Origin of the sequence: Inquilinus ginsengisoli, assembly GCF_031453975.1 — a bacterium.
Classification (GTDB): Bacteria; Pseudomonadota; Alphaproteobacteria; order DSM-16000; family Inquilinaceae; genus Inquilinus; species Inquilinus ginsengisoli_A.
On record NZ_JAVDPW010000015.1, the window covers coordinates 107935 to 122154 of the forward strand.

Sequence of the window (14220 nt, forward strand, 5' to 3'; positions counted from 1 at the left end):
GCTACGCTGCCGCTGGAAATTTCAGCGAGGCGTGGATGAAATGGACCGGGCTCGTCTGCCTGGGCGTCGTGGCCCTGAGCCCCCTGGCCGGGTTCGCCCAGCCCTATGAGACGGCCGACGATGTCGGCGAGATCGTCAAGGACCCCGGGGGGCAATCCGTGACGCTGGCGATCAGCGGGCGCGACGGCGACAAGGATTCTGTCAGCTTCCGCTGCAGCTTGGCCGACCAGTCGGTCACCGTGGTGTTCGGCTTCGGTCGCAGCGACAGCGACGGCGACGACGTCGTGGCGCCCGTCGGATACCTCACCATCAACCAGAACCGCGAACGCATCACCCTGACCAAGGGTGATGCCCCCAACTCCGTCATCCTGCCCGCCCGGCAATCCGCGAAGCTGTTCGACTCGGCGAAGCTCGGCCGGCCCTTCCGGCTGGAGCGCTATGACGGGGCGGTCCAGGAATACCAGCTGGACGCCTTCGCCCAGGCCTTCGCCGATCTCGACACCCAGTGCAAGGGCCCGGCGAACTGATGGGTGGCGGCAGCCCTGCGGGGGCCGCCGGACCTATGGCAGGTCGCCGCCGTCGACCCCCAGGACCTGCCCGTTGACATAGGATCCGCCGTCGCCGGCCAGGAACAGCACCACGGCGGCGACCTCCGCCGGCGTGCCGGTCCGCCGCATCGGGTAGGGGGCGACGAGCTGTTCCGTCGTCACCTTCCAGTCGCGCCGCACCCGCTCCAGCATCGGGCTTTCGATCGGCCCCGGGGCGATCGCGTTGATGCGGACGTCGCGGCCGTATTCCTGCGCCGCGGCGCGGGTCATGTGGATGACCGCGGCCTTCGAGGCGCCATAAGCGAGGATGTTGGGGAACGCATGGCGGCCGCCGATCGAGGCCATGTTGATCATCACCCCCTTCGCCCGCGCCAGATGCGGCAGCTCGTACTTCATCGACAGGAACACGCCGCGCAGATTGGTCGCGATCTGGTCGTCGAAGCCGTCGATGCCGGTGTCGGCGATCGGGGCCGGCGGCAGGTCGATGCCGGCATTGTTGAAGGCGATGTCGAGCCGGCCGTGGCGTTCGACCACCGCCGCGACGAAGCGCTCCATCTGGGCGGCGTCGCGCACGTCGGACCGGAGATAGACGACCTCTCCGCCGGCGGCGCGGGCGGCGGCTTCGACCTGCTGCCCCAGCGCCTCGCGGCGGCCGTTGAAGGCCACCGCAGCGCCGGCTGCGGCGAGGGCCGCCACAGTGGCCGCGCCGATGCCCGAGGTGCCGCCGGTGACGATCGCGACCTTGCCGGTGAGAGCGCCCGGGGCCTGCGCCCCCGCCGGCACCGCGGCAAGCCCGCCCGCCGCGGCCATCGCGCCGAGCAGCAATCCGCGACGGGGCAGGGGGGTGGCTTCGCCATGCGTGCTGGTGTCGGTCATGGTCGTCTCCCTTGTTGGAACATGACGAACATTACCGGGCGCAACTGCCTGCAAAAATTGGATGTGGCTTTCAGGATTTAAAAGGAAACCTTTATAATCGTGAGATGGGCTCCACTGCCGATCCATTCTTCGGTCTCTCCACCTTCCTCGCCGTGGCGGAGGCGGAGGGCTTTACCGCGGCGGCGGCCCGGCTCGGCGTTTCTCCGGCCGCCGTGGGCCAGACGGTGAAGGCGCTGGAGGCCCGGCTCGGCGCGCCACTGTTCATCCGCACCACCCGGCGCGTGCGCCTGACCGAGGCCGGCGCGGCGCTGCTGGCGCGGATCCGGCCGGCGGCGGCGGAGATCGCGACGGCGGTCGATGCGGTCGGCGCGGCGGGCCAGGAGCCCACCGGCCTTCTGCGTCTGACGGCGCCGCGCATGGCAGTGCCGCTGGTGATCGATCCGGTCGTCCCGGCCTTGCGGCGCGCCTGCCCCAAGCTGTCGGTCGAGGTCGCCGTCGAGGATGCGGCGGTGGATCTGCTCGAACGCGGCTTCGACGCCGGCATCCGCATCGGCGAGTACATCGAACGCGACATGGTGGCGGTGCGCCTGACCCGCGACATCGCCTGGGCCCTCGTGGGCAGCCCTGCCTATCTGGCCGCGCATGGTCGGCCGGAGAGTCTCGAGGACCTCGCCCGCCACGACGCCATCCGCTACCGATTCCCGACCTCGGGCGCGATCTATCGCTGGGAGTTCGAGCGCGAAGGCCGCAGCGTCTCGGTCGATCCTCCCGGCGGCGTCATCGTCAATGACGGCGCGCTCCTGGTCTCCTTCGCCTGCGCCGGGCTCGGCCTCAGCTATGTCGCCGATATTGCGGTCGACGCCGAACTGCGCGCCGGCCTGCTCGAACGGGTGCTGGCTCCGCTTCTGCCGAAGGGGCCGGGGCTGTTCCTGTACTTCCCGCAGCGGGCCCAGGCGCAGCCCAAGCTGCGGGCGCTGATCGATGTCGCCAAACGGGTGCTGCGGCCGGTCCGCTAGGCCCGGCCTTCAGCCGCCATCACGGCGCCGCGCGCGTCAGCACGCCGAGGCCGAGGTCGTCGAGATCCTCGATCGTCACCTGGTCCGCGACCTGGTCCGGGCCGATCCGGAAGGTCACGGCGGCCAGGAGGTCCGGCGTCTCCGCGGACGGCGCATAGACGAACAGGTCCCGGTCGAAATGCCGGAGCGGGAATTCGGCCTGCTGCCGCGGGCCGAGGGTGAGCCACAGGGTGCCCTGGCGCTCGACCACGGCGGCGGTGCCGAGATAGGCGTTGGCATAACGGCCGGCATAGGCCGCGGCGGGCAGGGCGGGGGATGGCGAGGCCGGCGGGGTGCCATAGCGTGCCTGGGACGCCGCCACCGCCGGGCCGAACAGCCCGTCAAAGATCCGGCCCCATTTCGCGGGCCAGTCCTGGGTCACCCGGCCATCGAAGACCTGGTCGAAGAAGCTGTCGGCGAGGCCTTCGGGCACGCCGGTCGGGAAGGCGTTGGCCAGGATCACGATGCCGATGCCGTCGTCCGGATACAGGCTGACCAGGGTGCGGGCGCCGACGCTAAAGGCACCGGCATGGTCCCATTGCAGGCCGTGGCGGCCATACTCAACGTTCCAGCCCAGGCCGTAGAAGGCGGCGGCGCCGGTGACCGGGTTGGCGCCGCGGGCCATCAGCGGCTGGTGGGTCTGGTCCAGCGCATCGCGGCGGATCAGGTCCTGGCCGGCATACCGCCCCCGGCCCAGTTCCAGCCGCAGCCACTGCGCCATGTCGCGCGCGGTCGAGCTGACGCCGCCGGCGGGGGATTGCGCATCCGGGTCGCGCGTCAGCTTGGCCTGCCAGTCGCCGCCGACGCGGACATGCAGCGCGGCGCGGTCCGGGCGGGACAGGAAATCGGCATGGCGCGAGCTGGTCGAGGCCATGCCCAGCGGGGCATAGACCAGCTGCTGCGCCGCGTCCTCCCAGGCCATCCCCGCCGCCTTCGCCGCCGCGACGGCGCCTTCGGTGATGCCGAAATTGCTGTAGGAATAGCCGGCGCGGAAGCTGCTGGCCGGCGCCACCTGGCGCAGCCGGTGCAGGATCTCGTCGCGGTCGTAGCCCAGCGCCTCCAGCTCGTTGCCGGCCTCGCCGGGCAGGCCGCTGCGATGGGCGAACAGGTCGCGGATGGTCAGCTGCTGGGTCGGATAGGCCTCGGCCAGGGCGAAGCCCGGATCGATGTCGGCGATGCGGGTGTCCCAGGTGACGGTGCCGGCACTCACCAGCGCCGCCACCACGGTCGAGGCGATCGGCTTCGAGCAGGAGGCCAGCTGGAACACGGTGTCGGCATCGACGGCGGCCGGCTGCCCCGCCTCGCGCCGGCCGAAGCCCTTCAGGAACACCACCTCGTCGCGATAGACCACCGCGATCGACAGGCCGGGCACGTCGCCCCGGTCGACCGCCGCCTGCGCCTGCCGTTCCAGCAGCGGCAGCGCCGCCGTCACCGCCTCCGGCGTCACGGTGCCGGCACCTGCGCCGGCCGACGGTGCCAGGGTGACGGCCAGGGCCGCAGCGGACAGGAAACTGAGACGCATGGGCATTCCTGGCCCCCCTTCATTGGACGGCGCCGTCGCGCTTCGCTGCATCATGCCCTGGAGAGAGGGCGGCGGACAGCGCCGGCTGCGCCTCTCCGCCGATTGGATGGCGACGGGCCGGTTCCGCTCAGGCGACCACTGTCCCCACCCGGCTGCGCCGGCCGTCGGGGGTGAAGGCGGCGACGCGGAAGCGGGCGCCGGGCGCGGCCGGGACCGGCCCCTCATAGAGCGGCGACTGCGGCGTCGGGTCGGCCTGGCCGGGCTCGTAGCGCAGGGCGAGGCCCGGCATCTCGGTGCTCAGCACCAGCGTGCCGTCGACCACGGCGCCGCCCACCGGCGGGACACGTGGGGCATAGCCCAGGGCGGACAGGCGCCAGAGCTCGCGCTGCCCCAGCCGGTTGGCGAAGTCCGACCATTCCGCATCCATCTGCCGGCGCCGCTCGGCCGGGTCCGCCACCGCGGCCCAGGCGGGGTCGCCGACCCAGGCGCGCTCGGCCACGGCCAGCACGCGGGGCAGGGCGAAATGGTCCAGCCGGTCGCGGCTGGTGATGTGCTCGCTCCACAGCGTGCCCTGCAGGCCGCGGATATGCTCCAGCCCGTTTGCCGTCGGCCGCAGCTTCGCGGCGAGCTGCTCCGGCGTCGCCAGCCGGCCCAGCGGGTCGCCCGCCGGCTCCAGGAACGGGTCGGTCGGGCAGAATTCGAAGGCGGCGCGGGTCGAGATGTAGCCGGCCCATTCCTGCCCCGGCTCGTCCGGGTGCTTGGCATGGGCGAGATCGAGATACAGCCGGTCGGCCGAGCACAGCACCACCGGCACCCCGGCATTGGCCAGGTGGAAGGCGCAGTCCTCGCGGCCGCGGCCCCAGATCGAATCCCAGACATAGATCAGGCAGTCGTCGCGGGCGAAGCCGGGGTCGACCACGATGTCCGGTCCCTGGCCGTGGTCCGGCCCCCGGCCGTGGCCGCGCAGCGCCGCCTCCTGCCACCCGGCCAGGCCCAGGCCGCGCTCGGCCAGGATAGCGCGCAGCCGGCGGAAGAAGTCGGTCTCCAGGGCGTGCAGGTCGGCCAGCCCGTGCTGGTCCATGTGGCGGCGGCAGGCGGGCGACCCGGCCCAGACGCCTGATGGCACCTCGTCGGCGCCGACATGGATGTGGGTCAGGGCGGCACCGGCCTCGGCATACATCGCGGCGATCGAATCCACCACATGGGCGAAGAAGCGGTCGACCGAGGTCATCCCGACGCAGACGACATTGTCGACCCAGCCCTGGATCGAGCGGTAGTCGGACCGGTCGTCCGGGTCGGTCAGCAGGAATTCGCCCGCCGCCTCCGGCTGCCCCGCCGCGGCCAGCCGGTCGTGCCGCACCGCCATGGCCCGGATCGCGGCGCGGGCGTGGCCGGGCAGCTCGATCTCCGGGATCACGGCGATGTGCCGGTCGGTGGCGTGGCGCAGGATCGCCAGGAAATCGGCACGGCTGTAATGGCCGGTGCCCGGCGGCTCGGTCTCGGCGCCGGAGTTGAAGGACGGCTGCAGCCGGTCGGCCTCATCAGGGCTGTGGCCCCGGCGGGCGCCGATCTCGGTCAGCTCCGGCAGGCCCGGGATCTCCAGCCGCCAGCCCTCATCCTCGGTCAGGTGGAAATGCAGGGTGTTCAGCTTGTACAGCGCCATGACGTCGAGCAGCCGGATCACGGTCGCCGCGTCGTGGAAGTTGCGCCCGACATCGAGATGCAGGCCGCGATAGGGGAAGCGCGGCCGGTCGGTGACGGCCAGGTGCGGCAGCTCGACCGGCCCGCGGCTGCCGGGCGGCACCAGCTGCAGCAGGCTCTGCACCCCGCGCATCACCCCGGCCGGGCCACGGCCGGCGATGCGGATGCCGGCGGCGTCGATGACCAGGATGTGGGCCTCGTCGGTCGCCTCCGCCACCTCGGCAATCGGGCCCAGTTCCAGCCGGATCGCCGCGGGATCTGTGCCGGATGGAAGGGCCAGACCGGCCAGTTTTTCGAGGCCTGCCGCCAGCACCGCGGCCTCGCGCTCCAGCCCCGGCGCCGCGGCGATCGCGGCCGTGGGGTCGAGCCGGAACCGGCCCGTGCCGACCGTGCTGCGCCAGGGTTTCGGCGTCAGCGGCGCCAGCGCCGTCTCCGGCAGCGCCGCGACGCCCCGATGGGCGGCGAACAGCGTCGCCGGCGTCTCCGGCGGCACCAAGTCCTCGGTGCCGCGGCTCCAGGCGGCGGGGTCGCGCGGCAGGGTCCGCCGCACCGTGCCGGTCCGCGGCGGCTGCTCCCGCCCATCCGCGCCGGTCACCACCAGGAAGCAGGTGGCGGGCAGGTGGGTCACCTGCGGCAGGGCGGATTCGCTGACCAGCCGGGCGTGCCAGCGCCGCTGCCCGGCGGCGCCCGCCGCGGGCCGCAGCCGCCGCAGGTCGCCGTTCAGCCGGTCCAGCGCCAGGTCGCCCTTGAGGCCGTCCGCCGCCAGCACGTGCCAGACATTGAAGTACAGCGCCCAGGTCGCGCCCGCCGGAATCGGGGTGTCGCCGAGGTCGAGCTGCAATTGGCTGACCGCCCGGCCGTCCGGCCGCCGCTCCAGCACCTGCCAGATCAACAAGGGTGCGGTTGTGTCCGTCATTCCAGGCCTCGTGTGAATCGGGCGCTTGTCAGATCCAGGCTATTAAATCTAAATGATTTGACAACTGTCGAGGCCAAACATGCAGGAGGCCGCCCTCGCGCGCCGTGCGGGCGCCAATCTGGAAGGGGCGAGCGCGCACAACCGGCGGGTGGTGTTCGACCTGCTGCGCCTGTCCGGGCCCCTGTCGCGGGCGGAGCTGGCGCGCCGCACCGGCCTGTCGTCGCAGACCGTCTCCAACATCATCGAGGATTTCGCCGCCGCCGGGCTGGTCGAGACCGGCGCCCGGGTGGCCGGCGGCCGCGGCCAGCCGCCGACGCCCTACCGCATCCGCCCCAGCGGCGGCCATGCCATCGGCCTGCATCTCGACCACCACGAGGTCCGCGGCGTGGTGGTGGACCTGTCGGGTGCGCCGGTGGGCCGGGCCAAACGCTGGCTGCATGCCGGCGACCCCGCCACCCGGGTCTCGACCCTGGCCGATCTGGCGGACGAGCTCGGCCGCGACCTGGCGGCGATCGATCCTGCGGCTCCGGGCCGCGTGCTCGGCATCGGCCTGGCCATGCCCGGGCCCTTCGGCCTGCCGCTGAAATCGGTGGCGGGGCGGCACGCCGACTGGATCGAATCGGCCGGCGACTACGTGCAGTCCCTGACCGAGCGCACCGGGCTGGTGGTCTCGCTCGAGAACGATGCCCGCATGGCGGCGATCGGCGAGCGCATGGCCGGCGCGGCGCGGGGGCTGGAGAATTTCGTCCAGCTGTTTATCGGCCAGGGCCTCGGCTGCGCCATCGTGGTCGAGGGCGAGGTGGTGCGCGGCGCCGCCCGCAACGCCGGCGAGATCGGCATGCTGCCGGCGGCGATGTTCGGCACCCCGCCGCCGGACGACATGCCCTTCGCGACGCTGGAGGAGCTGGTGTCGCTGTGGGCCGTCGCCCGCCATCTCGGGCTCGACCCCGACATGGCCGACCTCCACGACCGGCTGGAGGGCATCCGCAAGGGCGAATCCCCCGCGCTGGCGGACTGGATCGCCATGGCCGCGGACCGGCTGCGCGTCGCCGTCCACCTGCTGGAGACCCTGTTCGACCCCGAGACGATCCTGCTCGGCGGCCAGCTGTCGGAACCGTTCCTGGAGCGCATCGCGGCGGCGATGACGCCGCTGCTGCCGTCGCTCAGCCACCGACCGGGGCGGACCCGCCCGCGCCTGATCATCGGCACCGCCGGCCCCTGGGCCGTCGCCATCGGCGCCGCCACCGAGCCGATCGCCCGCACCTACGCCCCGCGCTTCCAGGCGCTGTTGAATCCAGTGGTCTAGTCCACTTTGTGTTGACAAGCGGTTCGGGGCCGGGTCACGATTAATTCGAAATGAATGAATAAAACGGTCGGTCCAACCATTTGCCGGGGGGCAACATGCAGTTCTGGAAATCCACCGTCATCGCCGCCCTGACGCTAGGGGCGCCAGCCGCGGCTCTCGCCGAAACCGTGCTGACCCTCCACATGGAGGAGCAGAGCGCCTGGGTGCGCAACTTCAACCCGTATAATCTCGGTTCGCGCCGCGCCAGCACGGTCGACCTGATCTACGAGCCGCTGGTGATCTTCAACCCGATGGAGGGCGGCAAGCCCTATTACCGCCTGGCCACCGGCCTGACCTTCTCCGACGATCTGAAGGCGGTCACTTACACCCTGCGCGACGGGGTGAAATGGTCTGACGGCCAGCCCTTCACCGCCGACGACGTGAAGTATTCGATCGATCTCGCGCGCGGCAACCCGGCGGTCGACGCCTACGGCATGGCCGATGCGGTGGAGTCGGTCGACGTGGTCGACCCGCACACGGTGACGATCCACCTGAAATCCGTGGATTCGACCTTCCCCGAGACCTTCAGCGACGTGCCGATCGTCCCGAAGCATGTCTGGTCGGCCATTCCGGACCCGATCGCCACCGCCAACGAGACCCCGGTGGGCACTGGCCCGATGACCGAGATCCGGCGTTTCACCACCCAGGTCTACGAGCAGTGCCGCAATCCGAACTACTGGGATGCCGCCTCGCTGAAGATCGACTGCCTGAAGTTCCCGCAGATCGCCGGCAACGACCAGACCCTGGCGATCGCGCAGAGCGGCGACCTCGACTGGTTCGGCTCGTTCCTGCCGGACATCGAGAAGACCTACGTCGCCAAGGACCCGGCCAACCACCATTACTGGCAGCCGCCGGCCGAGACCGTGTCACTCGTGTTCAACCTGAAGGCGGAGAACGAGGGCAACCGCGAGGCCTTCAACGACCTGGCCTTCCGCCAGGCCGTCAGCCTGGCGATGGACCGGGACTCGATGGTCAACGTCGCCGGCTATGGCTACCCCACGGCCAACGCCCACGCCAGCGGCCTGCCGCCCCGCTTTGAGGTCTGGCGCAGCAAGACCGATCCGGCGCAGTGGGACGCCTTCATGCATTACGACGTCGAGAAGGCGAAGGCGCTGCTCGACGCCGCCGGCTACAAGGCGGGGGCCGACGGCATGCGCACCACCCCGTCGGGCAAGGCGATCTCGTTCAAGATCCTGGTGCCGAACGGCTGGACCGACTGGATCGACGACAGCCAGATCGCGATCGAGGGGCTGCGCGCCATCGGCATCGACGCCGGCGTCGAGACGCCGGAGCTGGAGCAGCGGACGACCGCGATGATCGGGGGCTCGTTCGACGCCGGCCTCGGCTCGACCCTGGACGGGGCGACGCCGTTCAAGTTCTACAACGACACCTACAATTCGAAGAGCGGCGGCCGGGTCGAGGGTGGGTCCGCCCGCTACGCCAACCCCGACCTCGACGCGGCCCTGGCGGCGTTCCGCGACACCACCGACAGCGCCAGGCAGCATGAGCTGATGGGCAAGGTGCAGGACATCGTCTCCGCCAACCTGCCGGTCATCCCGTTGTTCAACAACCCGACCTGGTACCAGTACTCGACGAAGCGGTTCACCGGCTGGGCGACGCCGGACAACCCCTTCGCGGTGCCGGAGAACCATGACGGCGTGCACACCCGCATCCTGCACCTGCTGGCCCTGCGCCCGGTGCAGTAGGCCGTCCGGCGAGGGGGGAGGCCGGCGCCACCCCCTCACCCGACGCCCTTCCTCCGGGGGGAGGGATGGGCCCGGCGCCAGCGGCGACGGAAGGGTGAGGGGGTGGAACGCCGGCGGGTGACAGGACGACCCCATCAGCACAGCCTTGATCCGACCGGCTGGGAGGCCGCATGCGCGTTCCATACCGACGCCTGCTGATCTACGCCATCGCCTTCGCGGTCGCGATCGTGATGAACTTCCTGCTGCCGCGGCTGATGCCGGGCAGCCCGGTCGACGCGATGATCGCCCAGTTCGGCAAGCGCGCCACCCCGGCGATGATCGAGGCGATCAAGATGCGCTTCGGCCAGGGCGACGCCACACTGCTGGAGCAGTTCTGGGTCTACCTCAAGGGCATCGCCAGCCTCGATCTCGGCGTCTCGACCAAATACTACCCGCAGACGGTGGTCGAGGTGCTGGGCCGGTCGATCGGTTGGACCGGGCTTCTGGTCACCACCTCGATCGTGTTCAGCTTCGCCCTCGGCAGCCTGCTCGGCACCGTCTCCGCCTGGCGCCGCGGCAGCAAGTTCGACGGCATCGTCTCGCCCGTCGCCGTGGTGCTGCTGGCGCTGCCGCCGGTGGTGATCGCGATCTGCGCCCTGTTCCTGTTCGCGGTCAGCCTGCGCTGGCTGCCGCTCGGCTACGCCTGGGACCCGGCGCTGGACCCCGGCCTGTCCTTCGCCTTCCTCGGCAGCGTCGCCTGGCACGCCATCCTGCCGGTCTTCACCCTGTCGCTGTTCCTGATCGGGGACTTCCAGGCGACGATGCGGAACAACATGATCTCGGTGCTGGGCGAGGACTACATCACCATGGCCCGGGCCAAGGGGCTCAGCGAGACCAGTGTCATGTTCAGCTACGCCGCCCGCAACGCGGTGCTGCCGAACCTGACCAGCCTGGCGCTGGCGCTGGGCAGCGTGTTCGGCGGGTCGATCGTCACCGAGGTGGTGTTCAACTATCCCGGCCTCGGCCTCACCCTGTTCCAGGCGGCGATCTCACGCGACTATCCGGTGATCCAGGGCCAGCTGCTGATCATGACCCTGGCGACGCTGGCGGCCAACCTCGCGGTCGACATCGCCTATCTCTGGCTCGACCCCCGGCTCCGGGACCAGCCGGCATGACCGGCCTGATGCAACGGCTGTGGCGCCAGAAGAAGGTGACGATCGGCCTGGCCATCGTCCTGGCCTTCGTGCTGATCGCAGTCTTCGCCCCGCTGATCGCGCCCTACGACCCCTCCGCGCGGGTCGGGCGGCCGCATGAGGCGCCCAGCGCCGAGCACCTGCTGGGCACCACCCGGGTGGGGCGCGACGTGCTCAGCCAGCTGGTCTGGGGCGCCCGCACCTCGCTGCTGGTCGGCTTCGCCGGCGGCATCGTCATCACCGTGATCGGCACCGCGGTCGGGCTGATCGGCGGCTATCGCGGCGGGCGGCTGGACGAGGTGCTGGACCTCGCCACCAACGTGGTGCTGGTGATCCCGAATCTGCCGCTGCTGATCATGCTCGCCGCCTTCCTCGGCAATGCCGGGATCGGCGCCATCGTCACCATCGTGGCGCTGACCTCCTGGCCCTGGGGGGCGCGCGTGACGCGGGCCCAGACCCTGGCGCTGCGCCACCGCGAATTCGTGCTGGCGGCGCGGCTGGTGGGCGAGCCGACCTGGCGCATCGTCGGGGTCGAGATCCTGCCCAACCTGGCCTCGATCATCGGCATCAACCTGGTCGGCAGCATCATCTACGCCGTGGTCGCCCAGGTGACGCTGGAATATCTCGGCTTCGGCGACCCGCTCGGCGTCTCCTGGGGCCGGATGCTGTACAATGCCCAGAACGCCTCGGCGATCACGGTCGGGGCGTGGTGGGACATCATGACCCCCTGCGCCGCCATCGCCCTGCTCGGCCTCGGCCTGGCCCTGATCAACTTCACCCTGGACGAGGTGGCGAACCCGCAGCTGCGCTCCGGCCCCGCCTTGACCCGCTGGCTGCGTCTGGTCGACCGGCGCCGCCGCGAGAGGAAGCCGGCATGACCGCGCCGCTGCTGGAGGTCCGCGACCTCGTGATCGAATACCTGCTCGACAAGGGATCCTTCGTCGCGGTCGACACCGTCTCCTTCGAGATCGGGCGCGGCGAGATCTTCGGCCTGGCCGGCGAATCCGGCTGCGGCAAGAGCACCATCGCCTATGCCATCACCCAGCTGCCGCGGCCGCCGGCCTGGGTGCGGCAGGGCGAGATCCGATTCGACGGCACCGACCTGCTGCGTCTCGACGAGGCGTCGCTGCAGAAACTGCGCTGGCGCCGCATCGGCATGGTGTTCCAGAGCGCGATGAACTCGCTCAATCCGCTGCTGCGGATCGAGCGCCAGTTCTTCGACGTGCTGTACCGCCACACCGGCTGCAGCCGGGCGGAAGGGCGGGCGAAAGCCGAGGCGATGCTGCGGTTGGTGGGCATCGACCCCAAGCGGGTCGGCGACTATCCCCACCAGTTCTCCGGCGGCATGCGCCAGCGGCTGGTGATCGCCATCTGCCTGGCGCTGGAACCCGACCTGATCATCATGGACGAGCCGACCACAGCGCTCGACGTCGTGGTCCAGCGCGAGATCCTGCAGCAGATCTGCGACCTGCAGGCGCGGCTCGGCTTCTCCGTCCTGTTCATCACCCACGACCTGCACCTGATGTCGCAGTTCTGCGACCGCATCGCGGTGATGCTGACCGGGCGGATCGTCGAGCAGGGGCCGGTCGACCAGATCACCCGGGCGCCGCAGCACGACTACACCCGCCGGCTGTGGGACGCGATCCCGCGCCTGCCGGCGGCGGCGGCCGTGGAGGGTGGGACGGGCGCGCCGGCGGATGCGTTGCGGGAGCGGACCCTGTCATGACCGAAGCCGCCCTTCTCGAACTGCAGGGCGTCGGCATGCGCTTCGGCGCCGGCGACCATGCGGTCACCGCGCTGCGCGACGTCACCTTCCGGCTGCAGCCCGGCCGCGCCATCGCGCTGGTCGGCGAATCCGGCTGCGGCAAGACCACCTGCGCCCGGCTGATAGCGGGCCTGTACCGGCCGACCGAGGGCCAGGTCCGGTTCCGCGGCACCGATGTGACGGCCCAGGCCGGGCGGGCGGGGGAGTTGGCCTATCGCCGCGCGGTGCAGATGATCTTCCAGGATCCCTTCGCCTCGCTGAACCCGGTGTTCAACGTCTCGCACCACCTGTCCCGGCCGATCCGGCTGCACGGGCATGCCGCCACGGCCAAGGCGGTCGAGGCCCGGGTGGCGGAGCTGCTGCGCTGGGTCGGGCTCGACCCCGACATCGCCGCGATCAAGTTTCCGCACCAGCTCAGCGGCGGCCAGCGCCAGCGGGTCAACATCGCCCGCGCTTTGGCGGTGGAGCCGGAGATCCTGGTGGCGGACGAGCCGACCTCGATGCTCGATGTCTCGATCCGGCTCGACATCTTGAAGCTGCTGGCCGAGACCAAGGCGGCGCGCGGCCTGGCCATGCTGTACATCACCCATGACATCGCCACGGCGGCGCATGTGGCGGAGGAGATCGTGGTGATGTTCGCCGGCCAGATGGTGGAGTGGGGCGACACCGCGGCGGTGACCGGCGCGCCGCGCCACCCCTACACCCAGCTGCTGCTCTCGGCAGTGCCCGACCCCGACGTCAAGCTGCGCGGCACCGGCAGCGGCGCCTTCCAGGCCAGGGCCGAGGCAATCCGCACCGCCAGCCGGCAGGCGACGGACAGCATCGTCACCGTCGGCCCGAACCACTTCATGCGCGCGGCGCCGGGGCTGTCGCTGCAGTAGGCGACGCGTCCGGTCCGCTGCGGGCGGGCGAGGAGAAATAGTCCTGTAGCGCCTGATCCGTCTGGATCCGGGTCTCGGCCACGGCCTCCGGGGCCGAGCCGGTTCCCTGGACGGAGAAGAACGTCAGGTCATGCAGCCCGGTGATGCCCAGGACGGCCTTCAGATAGGGGGTCAGGAAATCCGGCTGGCGCGCGCGCTCCCCGGAAAACCGTCCGCCCGAGGCGATGGCGACGAAGACCGGGCGGTCGCGCAGCAGGCCCACCTTGCCCGCCGGGGTCACGTTGAAGGTCCGGCGGGCCCGGACGACATGGTCGATCCATGCCTTCAGCATCGAGGGCACGGTGAAGTTGTGCATCGGGGTTCCGATGACCAGGACATCGGCACTCTCCAGCTCCTGGATGAGCTTGTCCGACAGGGCGATGGACGCCCCGTGAAGGATGTCCACGGACGACCCCTGGGATGTCGCGTAATCCGCATCGACATGCGGGATGGAACCATCGCCGATCACCCGTTCCACCAGGATCGCGGTCGGGTCTTCCTGCTGCAGAAGACCGACGATCTTCTGCGACAGCCGATGGCTTTCGGTGTCCTGGCCGCGGGGGCTGCAGCTGACGCGCAGGATCTTCTTCATCGTCCGATCTCCGAATTCTTGCCGAATGCCGCCGTTCTCGCCGGGTTTCCTGATGTCGCCGGCCGGCCGCCACGCGAGAAGTCCTCAATCTACGGGCTGGAT

Annotated in this window: 12 protein-coding genes; 8 read left to right on the forward strand and 4 right to left on the reverse strand. The window is 70.8% G+C overall.

Translation table 11 applies throughout. The features are described from left to right. The first annotated feature begins 35 nt into the window (after positions 1-35). Positions 36-527: a hypothetical protein gene (locus E9232_RS32670; protein ID WP_309801446.1), complete on the forward strand. Its 492-nt coding sequence runs from the start codon at positions 36-38 to the stop codon at positions 525-527. Between the two features lie 33 nt (positions 528-560). Here E9232_RS32670 and E9232_RS32675 read toward each other — a convergent pair whose 3' ends face one another. Further along, positions 561-1424 (reverse strand): SDR family NAD(P)-dependent oxidoreductase, encoded by an 864-nt coding sequence (locus E9232_RS32675; protein ID WP_309801447.1) that lies wholly within the window; start codon positions 1422-1424, stop codon positions 561-563. Between the two features lie 104 nt (positions 1425-1528). On the opposite strand from E9232_RS32675, the gene E9232_RS32680 reads away from it, so the two are divergent. After that, the gene (locus tag E9232_RS32680; protein WP_309801448.1) at positions 1529-2440 is read left to right on the forward strand and encodes a LysR family transcriptional regulator; all 912 of its coding nucleotides are present in this window, start codon (positions 1529-1531) and stop codon (positions 2438-2440) included. Between the two features lie 19 nt (positions 2441-2459). Here E9232_RS32680 and E9232_RS32685 read toward each other — a convergent pair whose 3' ends face one another. Together E9232_RS32685 and E9232_RS32690 are read right to left on the reverse strand one after the other, a co-directional pair. Further along, positions 2460-4001, reverse strand: coding sequence for a serine hydrolase (locus E9232_RS32685; RefSeq protein ID WP_309801449.1), 1542 nt, complete (start codon positions 3999-4001; stop codon positions 2460-2462). 127 nt (positions 4002-4128) lie between these two features. Beyond that, positions 4129-6618 (reverse strand): family 20 glycosylhydrolase, encoded by a 2490-nt coding sequence (locus E9232_RS32690; protein ID WP_309801450.1) that lies wholly within the window; start codon positions 6616-6618, stop codon positions 4129-4131. Between the two features lie 79 nt (positions 6619-6697). Here E9232_RS32690 and E9232_RS32695 point away from each other — a divergent pair, with 79 nt between their 5' ends. From E9232_RS32695 to E9232_RS32720, 6 genes are all read left to right on the forward strand, one after another. After that, positions 6698-7924, forward strand: coding sequence for an ROK family transcriptional regulator (locus E9232_RS32695; protein ID WP_309801451.1), 1227 nt, complete (start codon positions 6698-6700; stop codon positions 7922-7924). A gap of 95 nt (positions 7925-8019) precedes the next feature. Beyond that, positions 8020-9669, forward strand: a complete 1650-nt coding sequence (locus tag E9232_RS32700; protein ID WP_309801452.1) for an ABC transporter substrate-binding protein — start codon at positions 8020-8022, stop codon at positions 9667-9669. 170 nt (positions 9670-9839) lie between these two features. Next, a complete protein-coding gene (locus E9232_RS32705; RefSeq protein WP_309801453.1) occupies positions 9840-10823 on the forward strand; it encodes an ABC transporter permease in 984 nt (327 codons plus the stop codon). Next, entirely contained in the window at positions 10820-11719 is a 900-nt protein-coding gene (locus E9232_RS32710; RefSeq protein ID WP_309801455.1) for an ABC transporter permease, read from the forward strand. The genes E9232_RS32705 and E9232_RS32710 overlap by 4 nt, the downstream gene beginning before the upstream one ends. Then, the gene (locus E9232_RS32715) at positions 11716-12567 is read left to right on the forward strand and encodes an ABC transporter ATP-binding protein (protein ID WP_309801456.1); all 852 of its coding nucleotides are present in this window, start codon (positions 11716-11718) and stop codon (positions 12565-12567) included. Before E9232_RS32710 ends, E9232_RS32715 begins: the two co-directional genes overlap by 4 nt. Further along, positions 12564-13487: an ABC transporter ATP-binding protein gene (locus tag E9232_RS32720; protein ID WP_309801457.1), complete on the forward strand. Its 924-nt coding sequence runs from the start codon at positions 12564-12566 to the stop codon at positions 13485-13487. Before E9232_RS32715 ends, E9232_RS32720 begins: the two co-directional genes overlap by 4 nt. Here the strand turns inward: E9232_RS32720 and E9232_RS32725 are convergent. Then, positions 13453-14118 (reverse strand): FMN-dependent NADH-azoreductase, encoded by a 666-nt coding sequence (locus E9232_RS32725; protein ID WP_309801458.1) that lies wholly within the window; start codon positions 14116-14118, stop codon positions 13453-13455. The genes E9232_RS32720 and E9232_RS32725 overlap by 35 nt on opposite strands. Positions 14119-14220: the final 102 nt, after the last annotated feature.